Source organism: Robertkochia aurantiaca (assembly GCF_020166495.1).
Classification (GTDB): domain Bacteria; phylum Bacteroidota; class Bacteroidia; order Flavobacteriales; family Flavobacteriaceae; genus Robertkochia; species Robertkochia aurantiaca.
In genome coordinates, this window is the sequence record NZ_JAINZS010000004.1 from 40,190 (window position 1) to 64,160 (window position 23,971).

The 23,971-nt window shown below is 43.7% G+C and carries 35 protein-coding genes; 1 reads left to right on the forward strand and 34 read right to left on the reverse strand.

Features of this window, described 5'->3' with window-relative positions:
• Positions 1–65 precede the first annotated feature (65 nt).
• From eno to rpsL, 34 genes are all read right to left on the reverse strand, one after another.
• A complete protein-coding gene (gene eno, locus K7R10_RS05870; RefSeq protein ID WP_224483758.1) occupies positions 66–1,355 on the reverse strand; it encodes a phosphopyruvate hydratase in 1,290 nt (429 codons plus the stop codon).
• Positions 1,352–2,473, reverse strand: coding sequence for a glutamine-hydrolyzing carbamoyl-phosphate synthase small subunit (gene carA / locus K7R10_RS05875; RefSeq protein ID WP_224483759.1), 1,122 nt, complete (start codon positions 2,471–2,473; stop codon positions 1,352–1,354). The genes eno and carA overlap by 4 nt, the downstream gene beginning before the upstream one ends.
• A 95-nt stretch (positions 2,474–2,568) precedes the next feature.
• Positions 2,569–3,069 carry a 50S ribosomal protein L17 gene (gene rplQ, locus K7R10_RS05880; RefSeq protein ID WP_224483760.1) on the reverse strand — a complete coding sequence of 167 codons (501 nt, stop codon included), beginning with the start codon at positions 3,067–3,069 and terminating at the stop codon, positions 2,569–2,571.
• Between the two features lie 57 nt (positions 3,070–3,126).
• Positions 3,127–4,119 (reverse strand): DNA-directed RNA polymerase subunit alpha, encoded by a 993-nt coding sequence (locus K7R10_RS05885; protein ID WP_224483761.1) that lies wholly within the window; start codon positions 4,117–4,119, stop codon positions 3,127–3,129.
• A gap of 21 nt (positions 4,120–4,140) precedes the next feature.
• Positions 4,141–4,746 (reverse strand): 30S ribosomal protein S4, encoded by a 606-nt coding sequence (rpsD, locus tag K7R10_RS05890; protein WP_224483762.1) that lies wholly within the window; start codon positions 4,744–4,746, stop codon positions 4,141–4,143.
• An 84-nt stretch (positions 4,747–4,830) separates the two neighbouring features.
• On the reverse strand, positions 4,831–5,235 hold the full coding sequence (gene rpsK, locus K7R10_RS05895) for a 30S ribosomal protein S11 (protein ID WP_224483763.1): 405 nt from the start codon (positions 5,233–5,235) through the stop codon (positions 4,831–4,833).
• 13 nt (positions 5,236–5,248) lie between these two features.
• Positions 5,249–5,623 carry a 30S ribosomal protein S13 gene (gene rpsM / locus K7R10_RS05900; protein ID WP_224483764.1) on the reverse strand — a complete coding sequence of 125 codons (375 nt, stop codon included), beginning with the start codon at positions 5,621–5,623 and terminating at the stop codon, positions 5,249–5,251.
• Between the two features lie 3 nt (positions 5,624–5,626).
• Positions 5,627–5,743: a type B 50S ribosomal protein L36 gene (gene ykgO / locus K7R10_RS05905; RefSeq protein WP_074978891.1), complete on the reverse strand. Its 117-nt coding sequence runs from the start codon at positions 5,741–5,743 to the stop codon at positions 5,627–5,629.
• A 4-nt stretch (positions 5,744–5,747) separates the two neighbouring features.
• Positions 5,748–5,963, reverse strand: a complete 216-nt coding sequence (gene infA, locus K7R10_RS05910) for a translation initiation factor IF-1 (RefSeq protein WP_136335436.1) — start codon at positions 5,961–5,963, stop codon at positions 5,748–5,750.
• Positions 5,964–5,965: 2 nt separating this feature from the next.
• Positions 5,966–7,327 (reverse strand): preprotein translocase subunit SecY, encoded by a 1,362-nt coding sequence (gene secY / locus K7R10_RS05915; RefSeq protein WP_224483765.1) that lies wholly within the window; start codon positions 7,325–7,327, stop codon positions 5,966–5,968.
• Between the two features lie 14 nt (positions 7,328–7,341).
• Positions 7,342–7,794, reverse strand: a complete 453-nt coding sequence (gene rplO, locus K7R10_RS05920) for a 50S ribosomal protein L15 (RefSeq protein WP_224483766.1) — start codon at positions 7,792–7,794, stop codon at positions 7,342–7,344.
• A 13-nt stretch (positions 7,795–7,807) separates the two neighbouring features.
• Positions 7,808–7,987, reverse strand: coding sequence for a 50S ribosomal protein L30 (gene rpmD, locus K7R10_RS05925; protein WP_224483767.1), 180 nt, complete (start codon positions 7,985–7,987; stop codon positions 7,808–7,810).
• Positions 7,988–7,999: 12 nt separating this feature from the next.
• Positions 8,000–8,524 (reverse strand): 30S ribosomal protein S5, encoded by a 525-nt coding sequence (gene rpsE / locus K7R10_RS05930; protein WP_224483768.1) that lies wholly within the window; start codon positions 8,522–8,524, stop codon positions 8,000–8,002.
• Between the two features lie 8 nt (positions 8,525–8,532).
• Positions 8,533–8,889, reverse strand: coding sequence for a 50S ribosomal protein L18 (gene rplR / locus K7R10_RS05935; RefSeq protein WP_224483769.1), 357 nt, complete (start codon positions 8,887–8,889; stop codon positions 8,533–8,535).
• Positions 8,890–8,901: 12 nt separating this feature from the next.
• Positions 8,902–9,444: a 50S ribosomal protein L6 gene (gene rplF / locus K7R10_RS05940; RefSeq protein WP_224483770.1), complete on the reverse strand. Its 543-nt coding sequence runs from the start codon at positions 9,442–9,444 to the stop codon at positions 8,902–8,904.
• 19 nt (positions 9,445–9,463) lie between these two features.
• Positions 9,464–9,862, reverse strand: a complete 399-nt coding sequence (gene rpsH / locus K7R10_RS05945; protein ID WP_224483771.1) for a 30S ribosomal protein S8 — start codon at positions 9,860–9,862, stop codon at positions 9,464–9,466.
• Positions 9,863–9,882: 20 nt separating this feature from the next.
• The gene (gene rpsN, locus K7R10_RS05950) at positions 9,883–10,152 is read right to left on the reverse strand and encodes a 30S ribosomal protein S14 (protein WP_224483772.1); all 270 of its coding nucleotides are present in this window, start codon (positions 10,150–10,152) and stop codon (positions 9,883–9,885) included.
• Positions 10,153–10,154: 2 nt separating this feature from the next.
• Positions 10,155–10,706 (reverse strand): 50S ribosomal protein L5, encoded by a 552-nt coding sequence (rplE, locus tag K7R10_RS05955; RefSeq protein WP_224483773.1) that lies wholly within the window; start codon positions 10,704–10,706, stop codon positions 10,155–10,157.
• Between the two features lie 2 nt (positions 10,707–10,708).
• A complete protein-coding gene (gene rplX / locus K7R10_RS05960; protein ID WP_224483774.1) occupies positions 10,709–11,023 on the reverse strand; it encodes a 50S ribosomal protein L24 in 315 nt (104 codons plus the stop codon).
• A 12-nt stretch (positions 11,024–11,035) separates the two neighbouring features.
• A complete protein-coding gene (rplN, locus tag K7R10_RS05965; protein ID WP_202029073.1) occupies positions 11,036–11,404 on the reverse strand; it encodes a 50S ribosomal protein L14 in 369 nt (122 codons plus the stop codon).
• A gap of 2 nt (positions 11,405–11,406) precedes the next feature.
• Entirely contained in the window at positions 11,407–11,664 is a 258-nt protein-coding gene (gene rpsQ, locus K7R10_RS05970; RefSeq protein ID WP_224483775.1) for a 30S ribosomal protein S17, read from the reverse strand.
• Positions 11,665–11,680: 16 nt separating this feature from the next.
• The gene (rpmC, locus tag K7R10_RS05975; protein ID WP_224483776.1) at positions 11,681–11,872 is read right to left on the reverse strand and encodes a 50S ribosomal protein L29; all 192 of its coding nucleotides are present in this window, start codon (positions 11,870–11,872) and stop codon (positions 11,681–11,683) included.
• A 19-nt stretch (positions 11,873–11,891) separates the two neighbouring features.
• On the reverse strand, positions 11,892–12,311 hold the full coding sequence (gene rplP / locus K7R10_RS05980; protein WP_224483777.1) for a 50S ribosomal protein L16: 420 nt from the start codon (positions 12,309–12,311) through the stop codon (positions 11,892–11,894).
• Between the two features lie 19 nt (positions 12,312–12,330).
• On the reverse strand, positions 12,331–13,050 hold the full coding sequence (gene rpsC, locus K7R10_RS05985; RefSeq protein WP_224483778.1) for a 30S ribosomal protein S3: 720 nt from the start codon (positions 13,048–13,050) through the stop codon (positions 12,331–12,333).
• A gap of 13 nt (positions 13,051–13,063) precedes the next feature.
• Positions 13,064–13,471, reverse strand: coding sequence for a 50S ribosomal protein L22 (rplV, locus tag K7R10_RS05990; RefSeq protein ID WP_224483779.1), 408 nt, complete (start codon positions 13,469–13,471; stop codon positions 13,064–13,066).
• Between the two features lie 9 nt (positions 13,472–13,480).
• Entirely contained in the window at positions 13,481–13,759 is a 279-nt protein-coding gene (rpsS, locus tag K7R10_RS05995; RefSeq protein WP_224483780.1) for a 30S ribosomal protein S19, read from the reverse strand.
• A 10-nt stretch (positions 13,760–13,769) separates the two neighbouring features.
• Positions 13,770–14,594 (reverse strand): 50S ribosomal protein L2, encoded by an 825-nt coding sequence (gene rplB, locus K7R10_RS06000; RefSeq protein WP_224483781.1) that lies wholly within the window; start codon positions 14,592–14,594, stop codon positions 13,770–13,772.
• Between the two features lie 14 nt (positions 14,595–14,608).
• The gene (rplW, locus tag K7R10_RS06005) at positions 14,609–14,899 is read right to left on the reverse strand and encodes a 50S ribosomal protein L23 (protein ID WP_224483782.1); all 291 of its coding nucleotides are present in this window, start codon (positions 14,897–14,899) and stop codon (positions 14,609–14,611) included.
• 7 nt (positions 14,900–14,906) lie between these two features.
• Positions 14,907–15,536, reverse strand: a complete 630-nt coding sequence (gene rplD / locus K7R10_RS06010; protein WP_224483783.1) for a 50S ribosomal protein L4 — start codon at positions 15,534–15,536, stop codon at positions 14,907–14,909.
• Entirely contained in the window at positions 15,536–16,153 is a 618-nt protein-coding gene (rplC, locus tag K7R10_RS06015; RefSeq protein WP_224483784.1) for a 50S ribosomal protein L3, read from the reverse strand. The genes rplD and rplC overlap by 1 nt, the downstream gene beginning before the upstream one ends.
• A 178-nt stretch (positions 16,154–16,331) precedes the next feature.
• The gene (gene rpsJ, locus K7R10_RS06020; RefSeq protein WP_013073266.1) at positions 16,332–16,637 is read right to left on the reverse strand and encodes a 30S ribosomal protein S10; all 306 of its coding nucleotides are present in this window, start codon (positions 16,635–16,637) and stop codon (positions 16,332–16,334) included.
• An 11-nt stretch (positions 16,638–16,648) separates the two neighbouring features.
• Positions 16,649–18,778 carry an elongation factor G gene (gene fusA, locus K7R10_RS06025; protein ID WP_224483785.1) on the reverse strand — a complete coding sequence of 710 codons (2,130 nt, stop codon included), beginning with the start codon at positions 18,776–18,778 and terminating at the stop codon, positions 16,649–16,651.
• Between the two features lie 23 nt (positions 18,779–18,801).
• The gene (gene rpsG / locus K7R10_RS06030) at positions 18,802–19,278 is read right to left on the reverse strand and encodes a 30S ribosomal protein S7 (RefSeq protein ID WP_224483786.1); all 477 of its coding nucleotides are present in this window, start codon (positions 19,276–19,278) and stop codon (positions 18,802–18,804) included.
• A 21-nt stretch (positions 19,279–19,299) separates the two neighbouring features.
• Positions 19,300–19,674 carry a 30S ribosomal protein S12 gene (gene rpsL / locus K7R10_RS06035; protein WP_143954394.1) on the reverse strand — a complete coding sequence of 125 codons (375 nt, stop codon included), beginning with the start codon at positions 19,672–19,674 and terminating at the stop codon, positions 19,300–19,302.
• A 1,071-nt stretch (positions 19,675–20,745) separates the two neighbouring features.
• Between rpsL and K7R10_RS06040 the strand changes: the two genes are divergently transcribed.
• Entirely contained in the window at positions 20,746–23,967 is a 3,222-nt protein-coding gene (locus tag K7R10_RS06040) for a SusC/RagA family TonB-linked outer membrane protein (RefSeq protein ID WP_224483787.1), read from the forward strand.
• The last annotated feature ends 4 nt before the right edge of the window (positions 23,968–23,971 follow it).

Consider the following 23,971-nt stretch of genomic DNA (forward strand, 5'->3'; position numbering starts at 1 on the left):
AAGAACATAAAAAAAGCCCTTATTCCTGACAGAAAAGGGCTTAAAAACTCTTATTTTCGGGGAAATCAGCCTACTTTAAAAGCCTTTTGTCCCGGATAATATGCCACAGCTCCCAGATCTTCCTCGATTCTGAGCAACTGGTTATACTTAGCCATACGGTCACTTCTGGAGGCTGAACCGGTTTTGATCTGTCCGGTATTAAGTGCCACTGCGAGATCTGCAATCGTATTATCTTCGGTTTCGCCTGAGCGGTGAGACATCACAGATGTATAACCGGCATTTTTTGCCATGTTTACCGCTGCGATCGTTTCGGTAAGGGTACCGATCTGATTCACCTTGATCAGGATAGAATTCGCTATACCATTATCAATTCCTCTGGAAAGGCGCTCCACATTGGTCACAAACAGATCATCTCCTACCAGCTGCACCTTATCGCCTACACGATCAGTCAGCATCTTCCAGCCATCCCAGTCGTTCTCATCCATCCCATCTTCGATCGATATGATTGGGTATTTTTCGCAAAGAGATGCCAGGTAATCAGCCTGCTCCTCTGAGCTCCGCACTGCACCTTTATCACCTTCGAATTTGGTGTAATCATACTTACCGTCTACATAAAATTCTGCAGCAGCACAGTCAAGGGCGATCATGATCTCATCACCCATCTTATATCCTGCCTTTTCAACGGCTTTGCTTATGGTATCAAGTGCATCTTCGGTACCATCAAGAGTAGGTGCAAATCCACCCTCATCTCCTACTGCTGTACTCAGGTTTCGGTCATGCAGTACCTTTTTGAGGTTATGAAAGATCTCTGTCCCCATCTGCATGGCCTGTGAAAAGCTTTGAGCCTTCACCGGCATGATCATGAATTCCTGGAAAGCGATAGGCGCATCTGAATGCGACCCTCCGTTAATAATATTCATCATCGGAACAGGCAGCGTATTTGCACTGACTCCACCTACATATCGGTACAATGGCATGGCGAGCTCATTGGCCGCTGCCTTTGCAACCGCCAGAGAAACTCCAAGAATAGCATTCGCACCCAGCTTTGATTTGTTAGGAGTTCCATCCAGGTCGATCATCGTCTGGTCGATAAGGTTCTGCTCAAATACAGAAGCTCCTACCAGTTCTTCAGCAATAATGGTATTCACATTGTCTACGGCCTTAGCTACACCCTTACCCATGAAGGCTTTTCCGCCATCGCGTAATTCTACGGCCTCGTGCTCTCCTGTAGAAGCTCCGGAAGGCACCGCTGCTCTTCCCAGAATTCCACTTTCGGTTATAACATCTACCTCTACTGTCGGATTTCCTCTTGAATCAAGGATTTGTCGCGCATGAACGCTGATGATTAAACTCATACTGTTTCTAATTTTCTTTGTTTTATATTCTCAATAAACTGATCGAATAAATAGGTAGCGTCATTCGGACCGGGTCCGGCTTCGGGGTGATACTGAACTGAAAAACAGTTCTTGCTTTTGTGCCTGATACCCATAACCGTCTGGTCGTTCAGGTGGGTATGAGTGATCTCAATATCGCTATTAGCTTCGGTCTCCTTCCTGTCGATCGCAAAACCATGGTTCTGGGAGGTGATTTCCCCCTTTCCGGTCAGGTGATTGATCACGGGGTGATTGATACCACGGTGTCCGTTATACATCTTGAAAGTTGATATTCCCTGGGCCAGGGCAACGATCTGGTGACCCAGACAGATCCCGAACAAGGGCTGATCTTCTTCCATGATTTTTTTGGCTACCTCTATAGCATTGCTCAATGGCTCAGGGTCTCCCGGACCGTTGGAAAGGAAATAACCATCAGGCTCGAAAGCCTTCATTTCTTCGAAGCTGCTGTCAAAAGGAAAGACTTTAATATAGCAGTCTCTTTTTGCAAGGTTTCTGAGTATATTCTTTTTGATTCCCAGGTCGAGAGCTGCGATCTTGTAGGTAGCATCGGGCTCACCTACGAAATATGGCTCTTTGGTCGAAACCCTTGATGCGAGCTCCAGCCCTTCCATTTTCGGATATTCGGCCAGTTTCTTCTTAAGTTCATCAATCTTATCTGTTTCGGTGGAAATTACGGCATTCATGGCCCCATGATCCCTGATATAACTCACCAAAGCACGTGTATCTACATCTGATATGGCAAAGAGCCCGTTGCGATCCAGAAACTCCTCCAGCGAATCGGTCATACCTTTTCTTGATGGCACGTAGCTGAAGTTTTTGCAAACCAGCCCTGCGATCTTAACCGTATCAGATTCTTCTTCACCCTCCTTTACACCATAGTTTCCTATATGTGCATTGGTGGTTACCATGATCTGACCGAAATATGACGGATCTGTAAAGATCTCCTGATACCCGGTCATTCCGGTATTGAAACAAACTTCTCCAAAGGCGCTGCCTTCATTATTACCTACTGCTTTTCCATAAAAAATGGTCCCGTCTGCCAACAGGATCAATGCCTTCTTTTTCGACTGATATTTCATTGAATTATTGTGCTAAAAAGTTTAACAAAATAACATAAAAAAAAGGATAAACTAAAGCGTTTATCCTTTTTGATATGTTGTGAAAACGGGAATCACTATTCTTCAGCTTTACCTGATTTGTCAGCTTCCTGAGTGTTTTCATTTTTAACTTCTGCGGTTTCCTGCTCTGCAGAAGATTTTTTACCTCTACCTCTACGAGTAGATTTCTTCTTCTCAGGCTTACCTGCATTATAGGTCTCATTGTAATCAACAAGCTCGATAAGCGCCATATCGGCATTATCACCCAGCCTGTTTCCAAGCTTGATCACTCGGGTATATCCTCCCGGACGATCACCTACCTTGGCAGCCACATCTCTGAATAGTTCAGAAACCGCTTCTTTATCACGCAGTTTACTGAAAACGATACGACGGTTGTGCGTGGTATCTTCTTTTGATTTTGTAACAAGAGGCTCCACAAACTGCTTAAGAGCTTTCGCCTTCGCCAGGGTGGTATTGATTCGCTTGTGCTCGATCAGCGAACAGGCCATATTGGCCAGCATCGCCTTTCTGTGAGCTGTTTTTCTCCCTAAATGGTTAAATTTCTTTCCGTGTCTCATTGTATTCTTTAATTAATCCCTTTCACCTTCCCCCAGAAGAGGGAAGGCAAAGGAAAACTAATCCTTATCTAGTTTGTACTTCGAAAGATCCATTCCAAAACTCAAGCCTTTGTTATTCACAAGTTCTTCAAGTTCGGTGAGTGACTTCTTACCGAAGTTTCTGAATTTCATTAAATCGTTTTTATTGAAGGATACCAAATCTCCAAGGGTATCAACCTCTGCAGCTTTCAGGCAGTTAAGCGCACGTACCGAAAGGTCCATGTCGACCAGCTTGGTCTTGAGTAACTGACGCATGTGCAGAGACTCTTCATCATAGGTTTCGGTCTGAGCGATCTCGTCTGCTTCAAGCGTGATGCGCTCATCTGAGAACAACATGAAGTGATGGATCAGGATTTTGGCTGCCTCGGTCAACGCATCTTTAGGATGAATAGAACCATCTGTAATGATCTCGAATACCAACTTCTCATAGTCGGTTTTCTGTTCTACCCTGTAGTTCTCGATGCTGAATTTCACATTCCTGATAGGAGTGTAGATCGCATCGGTAAAGATGGTTCCCAATGGAGCGTTAGCCTTCTTATTCTCTTCAGCAGGTACATATCCGCGACCCTTTTCAATGGTAATTTCCATATTGATAGTCACCTCTTTGTCAAGATTACAAATGACCAAGTCTGGATTTAAGACCTGAAATCCTGAGATGAATTTCTGAAAATCACCAGCAGTTATCTGATCCTTACCGGTAAGAGAAATAGAAACGGTTTCGTTATCGATATCATCGATCTGACGCTTGAAACGAACTTGCTTCAGGTTCAGGATGATTTCGGTCACGTCTTCTACCACACCCTCTATGGTTGAGAACTCGTGTTCCACTTTATCGATTCGGGTTGAAGTGATTGCGAAACCTTCTAAAGAAGATAAAAGTACTCTTCTAAGAGCGTTCCCAACGGTCAATCCGTATCCCGGTTCCAAAGGTCTGAATTCAAACTTACCTTCGAAATCGGTAGAATCGATCATTATAACTTTATCGGGCTTTTGAAAATTTAATATTGCCATAGTACGACTGCTGACTAATTATTATTTAGAGTATAACTCGACGATTAATTGTTCCTTGATGTTTTCAGGAATCTGGATTCTTTCCGGAACGCTAACAAATGTGCCCTCTTTCTTTTCATTGTTCCAGGTGATCCACTCATAAACACTGCTGTTGTTAGCAAGCGCGTTACCGATAACCTCAAGAGATTTTGATTTTTCGCGCACCCCAACTACATCGCCAGGTTTTAATTGATAGGAAGGAATATTTACCACTTCACCGTTTACGGTAATGTGACGGTGTGACACAAGCTGTCTTGCACCTCTTCGTGAAGGAGAAACCCCCATACGGAATACCACATTATCAAGACGTGATTCGCAAAGTTGCAACAGCACTTCACCGGTTACGCCTTTTTTACGGTTTGCTTTTTCGAATAGATTTCTGAATTGCTTTTCAAGAATTCCGTAAGTGTACTTCGCTTTCTGCTTTTCCATCAACTGAACTGCATATTCAGACTTTTTACCTCTTCTACGGTTATTACCGTGTTGCCCCGGAGGGTAATTACGCTTTTCAAATGACTTATCGTCACCAAAAATAGCTTCTCCGAATTTACGGGCTATCTTAGTCTTAGGACCTGTATATCTTGCCATGTTTGTTTAAAATTATGAAGGTGATTATGAATTAAGGCTATCCTTCGATAATCGTATAAAAACCTTCGGTAAACATTGATTTAATTAAACTCTTCTTCTTTTAGGAGGACGACATCCGTTGTGAGGTAGTGGGGTAACGTCGATGATCTCGGTTACTTCGATACCTGCATTGTGAATGGATCTGATGGCAGATTCTCTACCTGAACCCGGACCTTTCACATAAACTTTCACTTTACGTAATCCAGCCTCCTGGGCTACTTTTGCAGCATCTTCTGCAGCGATCTGAGCTGCATAAGGAGTATTCTTTTTAGAACCTCTGAATCCCATCTTTCCGGCAGAAGACCATGAAACCACGTCTCCTTTTTTGTTGGTAAGAGAGATAATTACGTTATTAAAAGATGCAGCGATATGGGCTTCACCCACGGCGTCAACTACTACTTTGCGCTTTTTAGCGGCCTTAGCACCCGCTTTTGACTTTGCCTTTGCCATAATTAGCTACCTGTTATTTAGTTGCTTTTTTCTTGTTAGCAACAGTTTTTCTTTTACCTTTTCTTGTTCTGGAGTTATTCTTGGTACGCTGACCTCTTAACGGCAGACCCGCTCTGTGTCGAATACCTCTCTGACAACCGATATCCATCAATCGCTTGATGTTCAGTTGAACCTCAGAACGAAGCTCACCTTCGATCTTATATGAAGACACTGCTTCACGAATACGAGCAATTTCATCATCAGCCCAGTCTGATACCTTCGTATCTTCACTTACCTGAGCTTTCTCAAGGATTTCTTTTGCTCTGCTTTTACCAACTCCAAATATGTAAGTTAATCCTATAACTCCTCTTTTTTGTTTTGGTAAGTCTACACCTGCGATTCTAGCCATAACTTAACCTTGTCTTTGTTTAAATCTAGGATTCTTTTTGTTAATAACGTATAATCTCCCTTTCCTACGCACAATTTTGCACTCGGGACTTCTCTTTTTTAGTGATGCTCTTACTTTCATCTCTTTAATATCTATAAGTAATTCTTGCTTTAGTTAAATCGTACGGACTCATTTCGAGTTTTACCTTATCACCCGGAAGCAATTTAATATAGTGCATACGCATCTTTCCGGAGATATGAGCCGTTACCACGTGACCATTCTCAAGTTCTACGCGGAACATAGCATTCGATAATGCCTCGATAATGGTTCCGTCTTGTTCTATTGCTTGTTGTTTCGCCATAATTAAGCTACAACTTTTCTGTTTTTACCTGTTTTCATTAAACCGTCATAATGCCTGTTCAACAGATAGGCGTTAACCTGCTGCATGGTATCGATGGCAACTCCCACCATAATAAGCAGCGAAGTACCTCCGTAGAACAGTGCCCATCCCTGTTGAATACCCATCACATTAACCACGATGGCAGGGAAAACAGCGATCACAGCCAGGAATAACGATCCCGGGAAAGTGATCAGCGACATTATTTTATCCAAATAATCAGCGGTTTCCTTTCCGGGTCTGATACCGGGAATAAATCCGCCGCTACGTTTCAGATCATCAGCCATTTTATTGGTAGGCACAGTGATAGCGGTATAGAAATAGGTGAACACGATGATCAACAGCGCAAACACCAGGTTATACCAGAAACCGAACATGGAACCATTTCCAAAATTCACCTGCAGCCATTGTCCGACAGCCGTGTCTTTCAGCATACCGATACTCCCGATATAACCGGGGGCAAACATGATCGCTTGTGCGAAAATGATCGGCATTACACCTGAAGCATTCAGCTTAAGGGGTATATACTGACGCGAACCGAAAACGTTCTTTTCGTATCCGCCTGAAGCCGTTCTTCTGGCGTACTGAACCGGAATCTGACGTGTAGCCATTACCAGCATGATACAGGCCAGAATGACCACGAACCATAAAATAACTTCGATCAGGATCAGGATCAGCCCTCCATTATTTCGATTCACCACAGAATCGAATTCCTGAGCAAATGAAATAGGAAGAGTTGCGATAATACCTACCATGATCAGCAGGGAAATACCGTTCCCGATTCCTTTATCGGTAATCTTTTCACCCAACCACATTGCAAAAATCGTTCCTGTTACCAGAATCAACACGGCAGGGATCATAAAATCAAGGCCTTTACCAAGAATAAAGGCGCTGTCAGGAACTCCAAGAGCTCCTAATCCATACAGGTAAGCAGGTGCCTGCACCAGACATATTCCGATGGTCAGCCATCGGGTGATCTGATTCAGGGTCTTTCTACCACTCTCTCCTTCTTTCTGTAACTTCTGAAGGTAAGGAATGGCGAGACCCATTAACTGCACAACAATAGATGCCGATATGTACGGCATGATACCTAAAGCAAACACAGAGGCATTAGCAAAAGCACCCCCGGTAAATGCATTCAATATTCCCAATAACCCACCACCGTCTGTACGGGAAGTGAGTTCTGCAAGTTGTTGTGCATCAATACCCGGAAGTACCACCTGGGCACCAAAACGGTAAACTAACAGCAAACCGAGGGTCACCAGGATTCTACCTTTCAACTCTTCAATTTTCCAGATATTGCTTAATGTCTCTATAAATTTCTTCATGGTTACTTATTGGGTTATAAATTTACGGCCTCTCCTCCTGCTGCCTCGATAGCTGCTTTTGCGCTGGCAGTAAATTTATGAACAGATACCTTTAATTTAGCCTTCAGTTCTCCTCCACCCAGAATTTTAACCAGGTCAGAAGACTTCACGATTCGGTTCTCTATCAGAAGGTCCATATCCACGGTGTCTTTGATCACCCCTTTATCGGCCAACTCCTGAAGTTTGCTCAAATTGATACCAACATACTCCTTACGGTTGATGTTGTTGAAACCAAATTTAGGCACTCGTCTTTGAAGTGGCATCTGACCTCCTTCAAAACCGATCTTTTTAGAGTAACCAGAACGAGACTTGGCACCCTTATGACCTCGGGCGGCAGTACCACCTTTGCCAGATCCCTGACCTCTTCCTACTCGCTTTCCGTTTTTATGTACTGAACCTTCAGCGGGTTGTAAGTTACTTAAATCCATAACTATATTGTTATTAAGCTTCTTCTACAGAAACTAGGTGTTCTACTTTTTTTACCATACCAAGGATGCTAGGTGTTGCTTCATGTTCCACCTCCTGGCCTATTCCATTGAGCCCTAACGCCTCCAGGGTACGCTTTTGATCCTGCGGACGCTTAATGTTGCTCCTTACCTGTGTAACTTTTATCTTTCCCATCTTATCCTTGATTTATCCTTTAAAAACTTTTTCTAAAGAAATTCCTCGCTGAGCAGCCACGGTTTTGGCATCTCTCAGGCGCAATAATGCGTCAAAGGTCGCCTTAACCACATTGTGAGGGTTCGAAGACCCTTGTGACTTTGAAAGTACGTCATGTACCCCTACAGCTTCCAGTACGGCACGAACCGCTCCACCGGCGATTACCCCGGTACCGTGAGAGGCTGGCTTAAGGAATACACGGGCACCGCCGTATTTTCCTTTTTGCTCATGAGGCAATGTACCCTTATTCAGCGGAACTCTTACCAGGTTTTTCTTCGCATCTTCAACCGCTTTGGAAATAGCGTCTGCCACCTCTTTAGACTTTCCAAGTCCGTGACCAACAACACCATCTTCATTTCCTACCACGACGATAGCTGAAAAACCAAAAGCACGACCACCCTTGGTTACTTTAGTTACTCGTTGTACACCTACAAGACGATCTTTTAACTCAAGTCCTCCAGGCTTCACCAATTCTACGTTCTTATAATTTTGATACATAACTTTTCTTAGAATTTAAGTCCTGCTTCTCTGGCACCTTCAGCCAATGATTTAACTCTACCGTGGTAAAGGTATCCACCTCTGTCAAAAGTGATGGTTTCGTACCCGGCTTTGATCGCCTTTTCGGCAATTGCTTTCCCAACAAGAGCTGCGATTTCAGATTTCGTACCTGTAGCATCGCTGATCTCTTTATCGCGAGATGATGCAGCAATAAGGGTTTTCCCTTCATTGTCATCGATCAATTGCGCGTAAATCTCTTTATTACTTCTGTAAACAGCCAGACGCGGTCTTGCTTCCGTTCCGGAAACATCCTTGCGAATTCTGTTCTTAATTCTCTGTCTTCTTTCAGTCTTTGATAATGCCATAATGCTAAATTATTAAGCTGATTTACCTGCTTTTCTTCTCAGTTGTTCTCCCACAAACTTAACACCTTTTCCTTTGTAAGGCTCAGGCTTACGGAATGAACGGATCTTGGCAGCTACCTGCCCGACCAGTTGCTTATCGTGAGAAGTCAATTTAACGATAGGGTTCTTACCTTTTTCTGAAACAGTCTCAACCTTGATCTCAGGAGCCAGCTCCATAACGATATTATGTGAGAAGCCCAGTGCCAGATCCAGTTTTTGTCCCTGGTTGCTGGCGCGGTATCCTACTCCTACCAATTCTAATTCTTTCGTAAAGCCGTTAGAAACCCCTTCGATCATATTATTGAACAAAGACCGGTATAACCCATGCTTGGCTTTTAAATCTTTCCCGTCTGAAGAACGCTCTACAATGATATTTCCTTCCTCGACCTTCACGGTCACGTCTGAAAATTTCTGCGTAAGCTCTCCAAGCTTACCTTTAACGGTAACTTCGTCTTCCTTTACATCTACAGTAACCCCTTCCGGAATCACTATTGGACTATTACCTATTCTTGACATTTCCTTTTGTCTTTAATGATTAGTAAACGTAACACAACACTTCTCCACCAACGCTCTCCTGCTGGGCCTGCTTGCTTGTCATCACCCCGTGAGAGGTTGAAACAATCGCAATTCCCAATCCGTTGAGAACACGAGGAAGTTCATCTTTCCCGCTGTATTTTCTCAATCCGGGCTTACTGATACGCTGTATTTTTCTGATAACAGGCTCTTTGGTCTGCTTGTCATACTTAAGAGCGATCTTGATCGTTCCCTGAGCGGTATCGTCTTCGAACTTGTAGCTCAGGATATACCCCTGGTCGAAAAGGATCTTAGTGATCTCCTTCTTAAGCTTTGAAGCTGGTATTTCAACCACTCTGTGACCCGCGCTGTTTGCGTTTCTAATACGTGTTAAATAATCTGCTATAGGATCTGTATACATCTTTTATCCTTTTAAAACTTTTACCAACTTGCTTTTTTAACTCCGGGGATCAGACCCTTGTTGGCCATTTCTCGGAACATAACCCGTGAAATACCGAAAGTACGCATATAACCCCTTGGTCTTCCGGTAAGCTTACAACGGTTGTGCAAACGTACAGGTGAAGAGTTCTTAGGCAGCTTCTGCAATGCCTCCCAGTCGCCAGCCTCTTTAAGGGCTTTGCGCTTCTCGGCATATTTATCTACCATTTTTTGTCTTTTAACCTCGCGGGCTTTCATTGATTCTTTAGCCATACTTAATTCTTTTTAAAAGGTAATCCTAGTTCGCTCAATAATGATTTCGCCTCTTTATCGGTTTCGGCAGTGGTCACGAATGTTATATCCATTCCGGCCACCTTGTGCACCTTATCGATATCGATCTCAGGGAAGATGATCTGCTCGGTAATACCGAGGTTATAATTTCCTCTTCCGTCGAAACCATTGGCCTTGACACCATTAAAATCTCTTACTCGTGGCAGTGCTGAAGTAATCAAACGATCTAAAAATTCATACATACGCTCTCCGCGAAGGGTTACTTTTGCCCCGATAGGCATTCCCTTACGCAGTTTAAATGAAGCTACGTCCTTTTTAGACATCGTAGCTACAGCTTTCTGTCCTGAAATTCTGCTCAGCTCGTCAACGGCGTGATCTATAAGCTTCTTATCAGCTACAGCTGCACCTACTCCACGGCTAATCACAATCTTTTCAAGTTTAGGTACCATCATGATATTGTCGTACCCAAATTCTTCGGTAAGAGAAGAGACTATTCTCTCTTTATACTCTTTCTTTAGTCTTGGAATGTAAGCCATAATTAAATTACTTCATTAGATTTTTTAGAAAATCTCACTTTCTTACCATCTCTCTCCTCGTATCCAACACGTGTGGTCTCTCCTGACTTAGGATCGATCAGTGACAGGTTTGAGATATGAATCGGAGCTTCTTTTTCAACGATTCCTCCCTGAGGGTTCTGAGCACTGGGCTTTTCATGCTTCTTGACCAGGTTCACTCCCTCAACGATCGCTTTGTTCTTTTCACGATCTACTCTGAGAACTTTACCTTCTGACCCTTTGTGGTCTCCGGCTATCACTCTCACAGTATCTCCTGATTTTATCTTTAGTTTCATCATTTCTTTGCTGTATTAAAGCACTTCAGGTGCTAATGATACAATTTTCATAAACTGCTTGTCGCGCAATTCTCTCGCTACGGGTCCGAATACACGGGTACCGCGCATTTCACCTTGTGGGTTGAGCAGCACGCAGGCATTATCATCGAAACGAATGTAAGATCCGTCAGGACGTCTTACCTCTTTTCTGGTACGAACAACTACTGCTGTAGATACCTGTCCCTTTTTCACGTTTCCGTTAGGGGTGGCATCTTTAACAGTAACAACGATCTTATCACCTACTGAGGCATAGCGTCTTTTAGTACCGCCGAGTACACGGATAGCCAAAACTTCTTTGGCTCCGGTATTGTCTGCTACTTTTAATCTTGATTCCTGTTGTACCATAATTATTTAGCTCTTTCAATGATTTCAACTAATCTCCAACATTTGGTTTTGCTCATGGGCTTTGTTTCCATGATCTTAACAGTGTCACCAATGTTGCAATCTTCTTTTTCGTCGTGTGCAACGTATTTTTTCGTTTTCAACACGAACTTTCCGTACATAGGGTGCTTTACGCGTTTCACCTCAGAAACCACAATCGACTTCTGCATTTTGTTACTGGTTACTACCCCTATTCTTTCTTTTCTTAAATTTCTATTTTCCATCTCTAGCAGAATCGAATTATTGTAATTCTCTTTTCGTAAGCTCCGTGGCCAGTCTGGCTACCGTTCTTCTTGTATTACGAAGCTGAATCGGGTTTTCCAGCGGTGTGATCGCGTGAGCTAATTTCAGATCTGCATACTGCTTTTTAGCAACACCAAGCTTTTCTTGTAGCTCAGCAGTAGATAATTCTCTAATCTCTGATTGTTTCATGTTCTTCTTAATAAATAAATTAAGCTGAATAATCCCTGGCTACTACGAACTTGGTTCTAACGGGTAGTTTCTGAGCGGCTAATCGCAACGCTTCTTTCGCTACCTCCATGGGTACACCACCCACTTCGAACATAATTCGACCTGGTTTAACTACAGCTGCCCAATATTCGGGAGCACCTTTACCTTTACCCATACGCACCTCAAGAGGCTTCTTTGTGATAGGTTTGTCCGGGAAAATCTTGATCCACAACTGTCCTTCTCTTTTCATGTAACGGGTTGCCGCCACACGAGCTGCCTCAATCTGACGGGCAGTGATGAACTTAGAATCAAGAGACTTTATTCCGAACATACCGTTTGAAAGCTCATGCCCTCTTTGAGAGATGCCTTTCATACGGCCCTTTTGCTGCTTACGGTATTTTGTTCTTTTCGGCTGTAACATTTTTTCTTACTTTAAAAAATTACTTTCTACGACGAGCTTTTCCTTTTCCTCCTGCATTACCTCTTCCTTTTCCCTGCTTTTTTGACATGCCGGTCAAAGGAGAAAGGTCTCTCTTTCCGTAGACCTCGCCTTTCATGATCCACACTTTTACACCCAGCCTACCATAAGTAGTATGAGCTTCTTCCAGTGCATAATCAATATCAGCTCTAAAAGTTGATAAAGGGATGCGACCATCTTTATAAGACTCTGAACGCGCCATTTCAGCACCGTTCAGTCGTCCTGAAATCTGGATTTTGATACCTTCTGCGTTCATACGCATAGCTGCGGCAATAGCCATTTTAATGGCACGTCGGTAGGAGATCCTGTTTTCGATTTGACGTGCGATACTTGACGCAACCAGGTGAGCATCCAGCTCAGGTCTTTTGATCTCAAAGATGTTGATCTGAACCTCTTTATCAGTGATCTTCTTAAGCTCTTCTTTCAGCTTGTCTACCTCCTGACCGCCTTTTCCGATAATGATACCGGGGCGCGCGGTGGTGATAGTAACGGTTACAAGCTTCAGGGTTCGCTCGATGATTACCCTTGAAACACTCGCTTTAGAAAGACGGGCATGGATATACTTCCTGATCTTATCGTCTTCAGCAAGTTTATCCCCGTAATCGTTACCTCCGTACCAGTTGGATTCCCATCCTCTGATGATACCAAGGCGATTTCCTATTGGATTTGTTTTCTGTCCCATACTATTCTTCCTATTAGCTTTGAGTGTTATTATTAGATCCAAGCACTAATGTTACGTGATTGGAACGCTTTCTTATTCTGTGTGCACGACCCTGAGGTGCCGGACGAAGACGCTTCAGCATGCTTCCTCCGTCTACTCTGATCTCTTTCACATAAAGGTCTGCCGCCTCGATATCAGCTTCCTCGTTCTTAGCCTGCCAGTTAGCTATCGCTGAAAGCAACAGCTTCTCCAGGCGGCGAGAAGCCTCTTTTTGGCTAAACTTCAAAATAGCAAGTGCCTTCTCTACTTTTTCACCGCGTACCAGATCTGCTACCAGTCGCATCTTCCTGGGTGAAGTAGGGCAGTTATTCAACTTAGCAAAAGCCAAACTCTTTTTAGCTTCCTTTATTTGCTCTGCTCTTTCTTTTTTTCGAACTCCCATGGCTACTTATTATTTTTTACCTTTATTTTTCGCACCGGCATGACCACGGAATGATCGTGTCGGTGAAAATTCTCCTAGCTTGTGGCCCACCATGTTCTCGGTAACATAGACCGGAACAAACTGGCGACCATTATGAACCGCGATCGTCTGACCTACGAAATCCGGAGTGATCAATGACGCTCTGGACCAGGTTTTGATTACGGTTTTCTTTCCTGATTCTATATTTTGCTGAACCTTCTGCTCTAACTTATAGTGAACGTAAGGTCCTTTTTTTAATGAACGTGCCATTTCTTAGTGTTTATTTCTTTCTACGTTCTACGATATACTTGTTACTTGCTTTAGTTTTAGAACGCGTTCTAAAACCTTTAGCAGGAAGACCTTTTCTGGATCTTGGGTGACCTCCTGAAGCTCTTCCTTCACCACCACCCATTGGGTGATCGACAGGGTTCATAACCACAGGTCTTGTTCTCGGTCTTCTACCCAACCAGCGTTTTCTACCGGCCTTACCTGAAACGATCAGCTGGTGATCTGAATTAGACACCGCTCCGATCGTAGCCATACAGTTGGCCAGTACCAAACGGGTTTCACCCGAAGGCAACTTGATAGTGGCATACTTGCCCTCTCTGGCCATCAACTGAGCAAAAGCACCTGCAGACCGAGCCATTACAGCTCCTTGTCCGGGGCGCAGCTCCACACAAGATATGATCGTACCTAATGGCACTTCACTTAAAGGCATCGCATTCCCGATCTCTGGAGAAACGCCTGAACCCGACTTCACGGTCTGACCGACCTGAAGTCCGTTCTGAGCAATGATGTAATTTTTCTCCCCGTCAGTATATGTAATAAGGGCGATGAATGCCGTTCTGTTCGGATCGTACTGTATCGATTCAACCGTTGCCTCCATTCCGACTTTAGCCCTCTTGAAGTCAACCACACGATACTTACGCTTATGACCACCACCCATATAGCGCATGGTCATCTTTCCTTGACTGTTTCTACCTCCCGACTTTTTTAACGGAGCGAGCAAGCTCTTCTCCGGCTTATCAGTAGTAAGCGCGTCAAATCCGTTTACTACTCTAAAACGCTGTGCGGGAGTTACTGGTTTTAATTTTCTAACTGACATCTCTTGTCTTTAACTTATATATTACTATAAAAATCAATAATATCTCCTTCGGCTACCTGAACAACAGCTTTCTTAAAGGCATTGGTCTTACCGCGCTGAATTCCTGTTTTTGTATAACGGGTCTTACGGGTAGGACCATAGTTCATGGTACGAACTTTTTCAACAGAAACGCCATAAGCAGATTCTACCGCATTCTTGATCTCCAGCTTGTTAGCACGGGGATCCACGATAAAACCATAACGATTATTCAACTCGCTGTCTGCGGTTGCTTTTTCGGTAATGATAGGTTTAATTAACACACTCATGGGTTCCTTATTTACTTAAATTTGACTCGATTTTCTCCAACGCACCCTCTAAAAGCACGATACTCTTCGCGTTAACGATTTTGTAAGTGCTTAATTCTGAGCTTGTTATCACGTCAGACGCCTTCAAATTACGCGACGACAAATATACGTTATTATTTGAATCGCCCAAGACGAACAAAGACTTTTTATTCTCTAAGCCTAAGGCCTTTAGCACCGCTGTAAACTCCTTGGTTTTTGGCGCTTCAAAGTTGAAATCTTCAACTACCACTATCGCCTTTTCCTGAGCTTTTTGAGTCAACGCTGATCTTCTGGCCAGACGCTTCACCGATTTGTTCAGTCGCTGCGTATAATCTTTTGGTCTCGGACCAAAGATTCGCCCACCACCTTTAAAGATCGGTGACTTGATGCTACCGGCTCTTGCAGTACCGGTACCTTTTTGCTTCTTGATCTTACGGGTACTCCCTGCGATCTCAGCTCTTTCTTTCGCCTTGTGGGTTCCCTGACGCTGATTCGCAAGATATTGCTTCACATCAAGGTACACCGCATGATTGCTCGGCTCTATTCCGAAAACCGAATCAGAAAGGTTTACCTTTCTACCGGTTTCTTTTCCATTGATATCTAAAACTGCTACTTCCATTACTTCTGAACGATTACATAAGCGTTTTTGTGACCTGGAACACACCCTTTAACCACTAAAAGGTTTTTCTCTGGAACCACTTTCAACACTCTTAAGTTTTGAACTGTTACTTTTTCAGACCCCATTTGCCCTGCCATACGCATTCCTTTAAAAACACGTGCAGGGTAAGAGGCAGCACCGATAGAACCGGGCGCTCTCAAACGGTTGTGCTGACCGTGAGTCGCTTGTCCGACACCGCCGAACCCGTGACGTTTAACAACCCCCTGGAAACCTTTTCCTTTAGAGGTACCCGTCACATCTACGAACTCACCTTCTACAAATTGTTCAACAGTGACACTGTCACCTAATTTATACTCGCCTTCAAAATCCTGGAACTCGACAACTTTTCTTTTAGGAGAAACCCCTGCTTTTTTTGCATGGCCTGCTTCGGCCTTGTTAGCATGTCTTTCTGCCTTGTCATCGAAACCAAGCTGAAGAGCTTCATACCCGTCAACCTCTTTGGTTCTGACTTGGGTAACTACACATGGCCCAGCTTCGATCACAGTACAAGGAATGTTTTTCCCGTTCTCGTCGAATATGCTGGTCATACCAATTTTCTTTCCAATTAACCCAGACATTCTAAAATTTAATTTAACGACCCTTTTTACCAGGTCAGATTAATACTTAACAATAATTACTCTATAAAAGTTCAGGGTCAAAAATACTTTCAACCCTGAACGTATTTCTTTCCGTTTTTCCTTCGCGAAACGCTCCGGACATGTACCGAAAACTCTCCCGTCTTCGGTTGCTGTCAAGTTACACCTTGATCTCTACCTCTACCCCGCTGGGCAGCTCAAGCTTCATCAGAGCATCAATAGTCTTTGATGAAGAACTGTAGATATCAAGAAGACGCTTGTATGAGCTCAACTCAAACTGCTCTCTCGACTTCTTGTTAACGTGAGGCGAACGCAGTACCGTAAAAATCTTCTTGTGCGTGGGAAGCGGAATTGGTCCGGTCACCACTGCACCGGTAGTCTTTACAGTTTTTACGATCTTCTCAGCCGACTTATCTACCAGATTATGATCGTATGACTTAAGCTTTATTCTGATCTTTTGACTCATTTCCTTTAAATTTAAGCGTTAACTCCTTTAGCTGCCTTAATTACCTCTTCAGCGATGTTCGAAGGAGTTTCTGCATAGTGAGAGAATTCCATAGTTGATGTAGCACGACCTGAAGAAAGCGTTCTCAGAGAGGTTACATATCCAAACATTTCTGAAAGCGGCACCTCTGCCTTGATCACTTTCGAACCGGCACGGTCACCCATGCTGTTCACCTGACCACGACGACGGTTAAGGTCACCTACGATATCACCCATGTTTTCTTCAGGAGTCAATACCTCCAGCTTCATGATGGGCTCCATAATAACAGCCTTGGCTTTCTTGGCCGCTTCTTTATATCCAAGCTTGGCAGCCAGTTCAAAAGACAGCTGATCTGAATCCACAGGGTGGAATGAACCGTCTTTCAGGGTAACTTTCATGGCATCCATTTCGAATCCGGCCATCGGCCCGTTCTTCATGGCTTCCCTGAATCCTTTCTCTACTGAAGGAACAAATTCCTTAGGAATGTTACCACCTTTGATCTCATTGACGAACTCAAGTCCAGTCTTACCTTCTTCAGCAGGCTGCAGGGTAAACACGATATCCGCGAATTTACCACGACCACCTGTCTGCTTCTTGTACACCTCACGGTGATCAGCAGAAGCCGTAATAGCTTCCTTGTACTCAACCTGAGGCTGACCCTGGGTAACATCTACTTTAAATTCACGCTTCAGACGGTCACAGATAATATCAAGGTGAAGCTCTCCCATTCCAGAGATGATCGTTTGCCCTGAGGCTTCATCAGTCTTAACCTGGAAGGTTGGATCTTCTTCAGCCAGCTTGGCAAGAGCCATACCCAGCTTATCAACATCTGCCTTGGTCTTAGGCTCAACTGCGATACCGATTACCGGATCAGGGAAGTCCATACTTTCCAGCACAATCGGGTTTTTCTCATCACAGAGAGTATCACCGGTCTTGATATCTTTGAAACCTACTGCAGCTCCGATATCTCCGGCTTCGATATATTCAATAGCATTCTGCTTGTTAGAGTGCATTTGGTAAATACGGGAAATACGCTCTTTCTTACCAGAACGGGTATTCAACACATATGAACCTGCATCAAGTCTACCTGAATAAGCGCGGAAGAATGCCAGACGACCTACAAACGGGTCGGTGGCAATTTTAAATGCCAGCGCTGAGAAAGGTGCATCTACAAGTGGTTTTCTTGAGATCTCCTCTCCACTGTCAGGATCTGTCCCTATGATAGCCTCCTTATCTATAGGAGAAGGAAGGTAACGACAAACACAGTCAAGCAGGAATTGAACTCCTTTGTTCTTGAAAGACGAACCACAAACCATTGGCACGAAGCTCAGGTCCATTACAGCCGCACGAAGGGCCGCATGAATCTCATCTTCAGTAATAGAATCCTCATCTTCGAAGAATTTTTCCATAAGTTCTTCATCGTACTCAGCTACAGCCTCGATCAGCTGCGCACGGTACATATCAACTTCCTCCTGCATCTCTTCCGGAATATCCACTTCATCAAAAGTAGAACCGAAATTCTCTTCATGCCAGATGATCGCTCTGTTCTTAACCAGGTCAACGATGCCTTTAAAGTCTGCCTCATCACCTATAGGAAGTACAATCGGAACTGCTTTAGACCCTAACATCTCCTTTACCTGCTTACATACAGCCAGGAAGTTAGAACCTTGTCTGTCCATCTTGTTCACGAACCCGATACGGGGAACGCTGTAGTTATCAGCCAGACGCCAGTTGGTCTCCGACTGAGGCTCAACCCCGTCAACTGCACTGAAAAGGAAAACCAATCCGTCGAGAACTCGAAGCGAACGGTTCACCTCTACGGTAAAGTCAACGTGCCCGGGAGTATCGATAATATTGAAGTGATAATCCTTGGCATCAGGAAGGGGCTGACCTTTTTCCATCGGGAATTTCCAGGTACAGGTGGTAGCTGCTGAAGTAATGGTAATACCACGCTCCTGCTCTTGCTCCATCCAGTCCATGGTTGCTGCACCATCGTGTACCTCACCGATCTTGTGACTCATACCGGTATAAAAGAGGATACGCTCGGTAGTCGTTGTTTTACCGGCGTCGATGTGCGCTGCAATTCCTATGTTTCTTGTATATTTTAAATCTCTTTGTGCCATTTTTAAACTGTGTCTTTTATAGGTTAAAATCTAAAATGAGAGAATGCTTTATTAGCCTCAGCCATCTTATGTGTATCCACTCGTTTTTTAACGGCAGCACCTTCTTCTTTGGCAGCAGCAAGTACTTCAGCAGCCAAACGTTGTGCCATTGATTTTTCGTTACGCTTACGAGCGAATCCTATTAACCATTTCATAGCCATAGACACCTTTCTGTCAGGGCGAATCTGCATAGGAATTTGAAAAGTAGCTCCTCCAACACGACGGCTTCTCACTTCTACGTGAGGCATCACATTTGAAAGGGCATCTTTCCATATTTCCAAAGCGGTCTTCTCTTCGTCCTGCTTTTTCTCATCTACGATGTCAATCGCATCGTAAAAAACCTTAAAAGCGACCGATTTCTTACCATCCCACATCATCATGTTTACGAAGCGGGTCACCAACTGATCGTTAAACCGTGGATCTGGTAAAAGAGGTCTTTTTTTAGCCTGTCTTTTTCTCATGTCTTCTCTTTAAAGTTTTAATTACTTTTTAGGGCGTTTTGCTCCGTACTTAGATCGTCGCTGTGTTCTTCCCTGAACACCCGCTGTATCCAGCGCACCGCGAACGATGTGGTACCTAACACCAGGCAAGTCTTTTACCCTTCCGCCTCTTACCAATACTATCGAGTGCTCTTGAAGGTTGTGCCCCTCTCCGGGAATGTAAGCGTTCACCTCTTTACCGTTTGTAAGACGAACCCTGGCTACTTTACGCATAGCCGAGTTAGGCTTCTTAGGTGTTGTGGTGTAAACACGCGTACAAACTCCTCGACGTTGAGGGCACGAATCCAAAGCAGCCGATTTACTCTTCTTGGTAATCGTGGCTCTTCCTTTTCGTACTAACTGTGAAATTGTTGGCATAATTTACTTAACAATAAAAATTTCTGTTTTTATATAATCCTCAGCCGATATTATACGGCAGCATAAACCCCTTATAAATGAGACACATGCCTTTTTGAGGTCGGCAAAGGTAGAAATAATTAATTATAATTCAAACGGTAAGAGATTAATTTTCATGCAAATGGGAAACATCAGGAATAACAGCGATTGCCTCTCCTAACAATAATGAGTAGGAATTCAAGTAAGACATGATGAATTCAACCTACAAAACAAAAAGAGCAAAAAGCCACCTTCAAGCAATTTTTCTTTCGAAAAAAGCAAATACACCATACACCTATATAATTTTCATACAACCCATTTCATGCCCAGCTTGGCACATTTGTTTTAAACAGGCAGCAACTTCATTTTTATAGAGGTACCCGGGAAAATTATTACTGACTACACAATACGTCAGAGACCCTTATCAATACTTCTGCCATCTTCTGTCTCCTTCAGACAAATACATGGTCCGACTTCTTTGCGAAGAATAACAACAGGAACCACCACATAAGTCAACAGCTACAAACTTGAAAAGCGTCTGACCCTGAGAGCATCATTAATAAGGAAAGAAACATGCAAAGAGAATTATCACATCTCATGACTTTGCACCGAAATCGAAGTCTCCGGCAGAAACCTATTCCCGAAATTCAACTGACAAATAGCCGCCCTTTTTTGGAGAAAGTGCAAACTGAAACACCTACAGGATTAAAAACACCCCGGAAAGACCCCGTTTTTAAAATAAAGTTGTTAACACTCCAAAATTAGAACTTATTTTCTATAAAACCCGGGTCGAACTGATAAACAGGAGCTTATTCCAAGACCCTCTAAAACTTCACAACTCCTGTATTAACAAGGCTTCCTGTTAATTTTTAGTTAAGCATTATTAAAACTTTAATAAAGAAACTTTTAAATACGCTTTTGATCAAAACACAAGCGATTTATTAAAAATTTAGCATTTGTGATGTCCAATACCATTATTGTTAGGATTTTGTTTTGTGTTTTTAACAAATTTTTATCAAATTGCAAGCCGCTAATTCAAATTAATTAAACAGTATGAAGACAAAATCTTATGGATTTTTAACACTGTTAATGGTGTTAATTGCGCAACTATCGTTTGCGCAAGAAAAGACGATCACCGGGGTGGTGACCGACCAGAACGGTCTCCCGCTCCCTGGGGCAAACGTCGTCGTTAAGGGTACCGCAACGGGTACACAAACAGATTTTGATGGTAATTACTCTATTCAAGCTGAGGTTGGAGATATTCTGGTTTACTCCTTTATCGGTCAAAAATCTGAAGAAAGAGAAGTTGGTCAGTCAAATGTGATCAACGTACAATTAGTAGAAGATGCCCAGGCTCTTGAAGAAGTAGTTGTTACGGCTCAGGGTATCCGAAGAGAAAAGAAGGCACTGGGTTATGCGGTTTCTTCTGTAGATTCTGATCAGCTGGAATCACGTACTGAAGGTGATGTGGCTCGTGTTCTTACCGGAAAGGCTTCCGGGGTGAACATTACCGCTGCCGGTGGTATGTCAGGTTCTGGTACAAACGTGGTGATTCGTGGTTTGAGTTCCTTCAGTGGAAGTAACCAGGCTCTTTTCATCGTTGATGGTGTTCCATTCTCGAATGACACCAACGCCGCCGGTAACTTCCTTGACGGAAACACCGGTTCTTCGCGTTTCCTGGATCTGGATCCAAACAACATTGCAAAAGTAGAAGTATTAAAAGGTCTTGCAGCTGCCACACTATATGGTACTCAAGGTAAGAACGGGGTAATCCTGATTACTACCAAGTCACGTGCCCAGGAAGGTGCTGTTAAGAAGACCGAGATCACCGTTAACCAATCGTACTTTGTGAACCAAATGGCTTCAATGCCTGACTATCAGGATCAGTACGGTAACGGTTTCGACCAGTCTTTCGGATGGTTCTTCTCTAACTGGGGACCAAGTTTCGACAGAGAAGGGGTTTCAGGATGGGGTAACCAGCCTGCCATCGATGACAACGGAACTCTTGAGCACCCTTACTCAACTACCGCGGTAGCTTCTACCAGAGAAGCATTCCCGGAACTACAGGGAGCCCGTTATGACTGGAGACCTTATGATTCTGTAGAGAATTTCTTCTCTGATGGATCTGTAACCAATACATCGGTTAACGTAACCGGATCTTCAGAAGACGGAAGAACCAATTACAACGTAAACTTCGGTTACCTGAACGACGATAGTTTCGTTCCCGGTAACTCACTCACAAGAACTAACATCTCTATCGGTGGTAGCTCGAGATTATCGAACAAGTTTACAGTAAGCGGTTCCATGAACTACTCAAGAACTGACTACCGCACACCTCCGGTTGCTGCTTCACGTGGTAACGGTACCTTAGGTCTGTCATTGTTCGCGAACGTATTCTTTACTCCGCGTTCAGTTGACCTGATGGGTCTTCCTTTCCAGAACCCGATCGATGGTTCATCTGTTTACTATCGTAATGGTAACGACATTATCAACCCACGCTGGATTGCTGAAAACGTTACTTATTCACAGTTGACAAACCGTGTATTCTGGAACGCAGCCATGACTTACGAGTTCAATGATAATCTGAACATCACCTATCGAGGTGGTTTAGACTTCTATAACGAGCGTAATGAGAACGGTTCAAACAAAGGTGGAGTTGAGTTTTCACAGGCGATCTTCGGTTTTTACGAAACCTATGACAACAACAACACTATCTGGGATCACTACCTTGCCTTAAATGGTGATTATGATCTTTCTGAAAAGATTGGTATGACCTTTAACGTTGGTGCTACCTCAAGATCAACTATCTATGATCGTCAGGGTGCCAGAAGTAATGGTCAGATCGTTTTTGGTGTGAAAAGACACTTCAACTATGAGAACCAGTTACCAATCCAATTCACGCAAAAGCAAAATATTGCGGGTCTTTTAGGACAGGTAACCGTTGATTTCGACAACATGTTATTCCTTACAGCTTCGACCCGTACAGACTGGGTTTCGAACCTGACCACTGAGAACAACAGTAGAACCTATCCTTCAGTGAGTGCGTCTTTCCTTCCTACTGAGGCCTTCAAAGGCATTCAGTCTCAGGGTGGTCTGAACTACCTGAAGTTAAGAGCCGGTCTTGGATCTTCTGCATCATTCCCTACTGGTTATCCAACTGTAGCCATTGTTGAGCAGAACACCCAGGTATATGGAGATGGAGGTCAATACACAACCAACCAGGTTGCCGGTTTCCGTCCGAATCCTAACCTGAAGCCTGAGCTTCTTACTGAGTACGAATTAGGTTTCGAATCAAGATTCCTGAACAACAGGGTGTCACTTGATTTCACGTATTTCGACAGAACGACTACTGACCTGATCGTAAATGAGCCTTTATCTCCTTCAACCGGATTTACTTTTACACAAAGTAACGTTGGTAAGATCGAAGGTGACGGGGTTGAGATTGATATGGGAATTGACTGGTTCCGCAGTGACTCTAACGGGTTTGCATGGAACACCAGAGCTAACTTCTCTACTTACCGACCTGTAGTTACTGAGCAAGAGCAGGATATCATTATCTATGCCGGTAGTTCAACCCTATTCGTAGGTGGTAACGCCGCTATCGAGGGACAACCTCTTGGTGCAATGGTAGGTACTGCTTTCGGACGTGATGAGAATGGAAACCTGTTGGTTAACGACGGAGGTGACTACGTTATCGTTGAGCAGGATCTTGACGGAAATGTTCCGGTAATTGGTAATCCGAACCCTGACTACACTATGAACTTCATCAACACGATGTCGTTCAAGAACTTCAACTTCGGTTTCCAGATCAACCATATCAAAGGTGGTGACATCATGTCAAGTACAGTTGCTACGCTACTTGGTCGTGGTCTGATCGTTGAAACCTTGAACCGTGAGGATACTTACATCCTTCCTGGTGTAAGACAATCTACCGGTGAACCAAACAACCTGCAGATCAACAACTCTACGTATTACTTTAACAACATTTTGTTCGGTCCTGCAGAGGCCAAAGTATACGATGCGTCTGTAATTCGTTTACAAGAGATCTCATTGGGGTACAATGTTCCTAAGAAGTGGCTTGACAATACACCTTTCGGAGCCTTGTCTTTTACCGCTCAAGGGTTTAACTTGTGGTACGATGCCTATAACACTCCTGAAGGTGCTAATTTCGACCCTAACGTACAGGGTGCCGGTATTGGTAACGCACAAGGATTTGACTTCCTGAACGGACCTAGTTCAAGAAGATTTGGATTGAGTGTAAAAGCGTCGTTTTAATCGA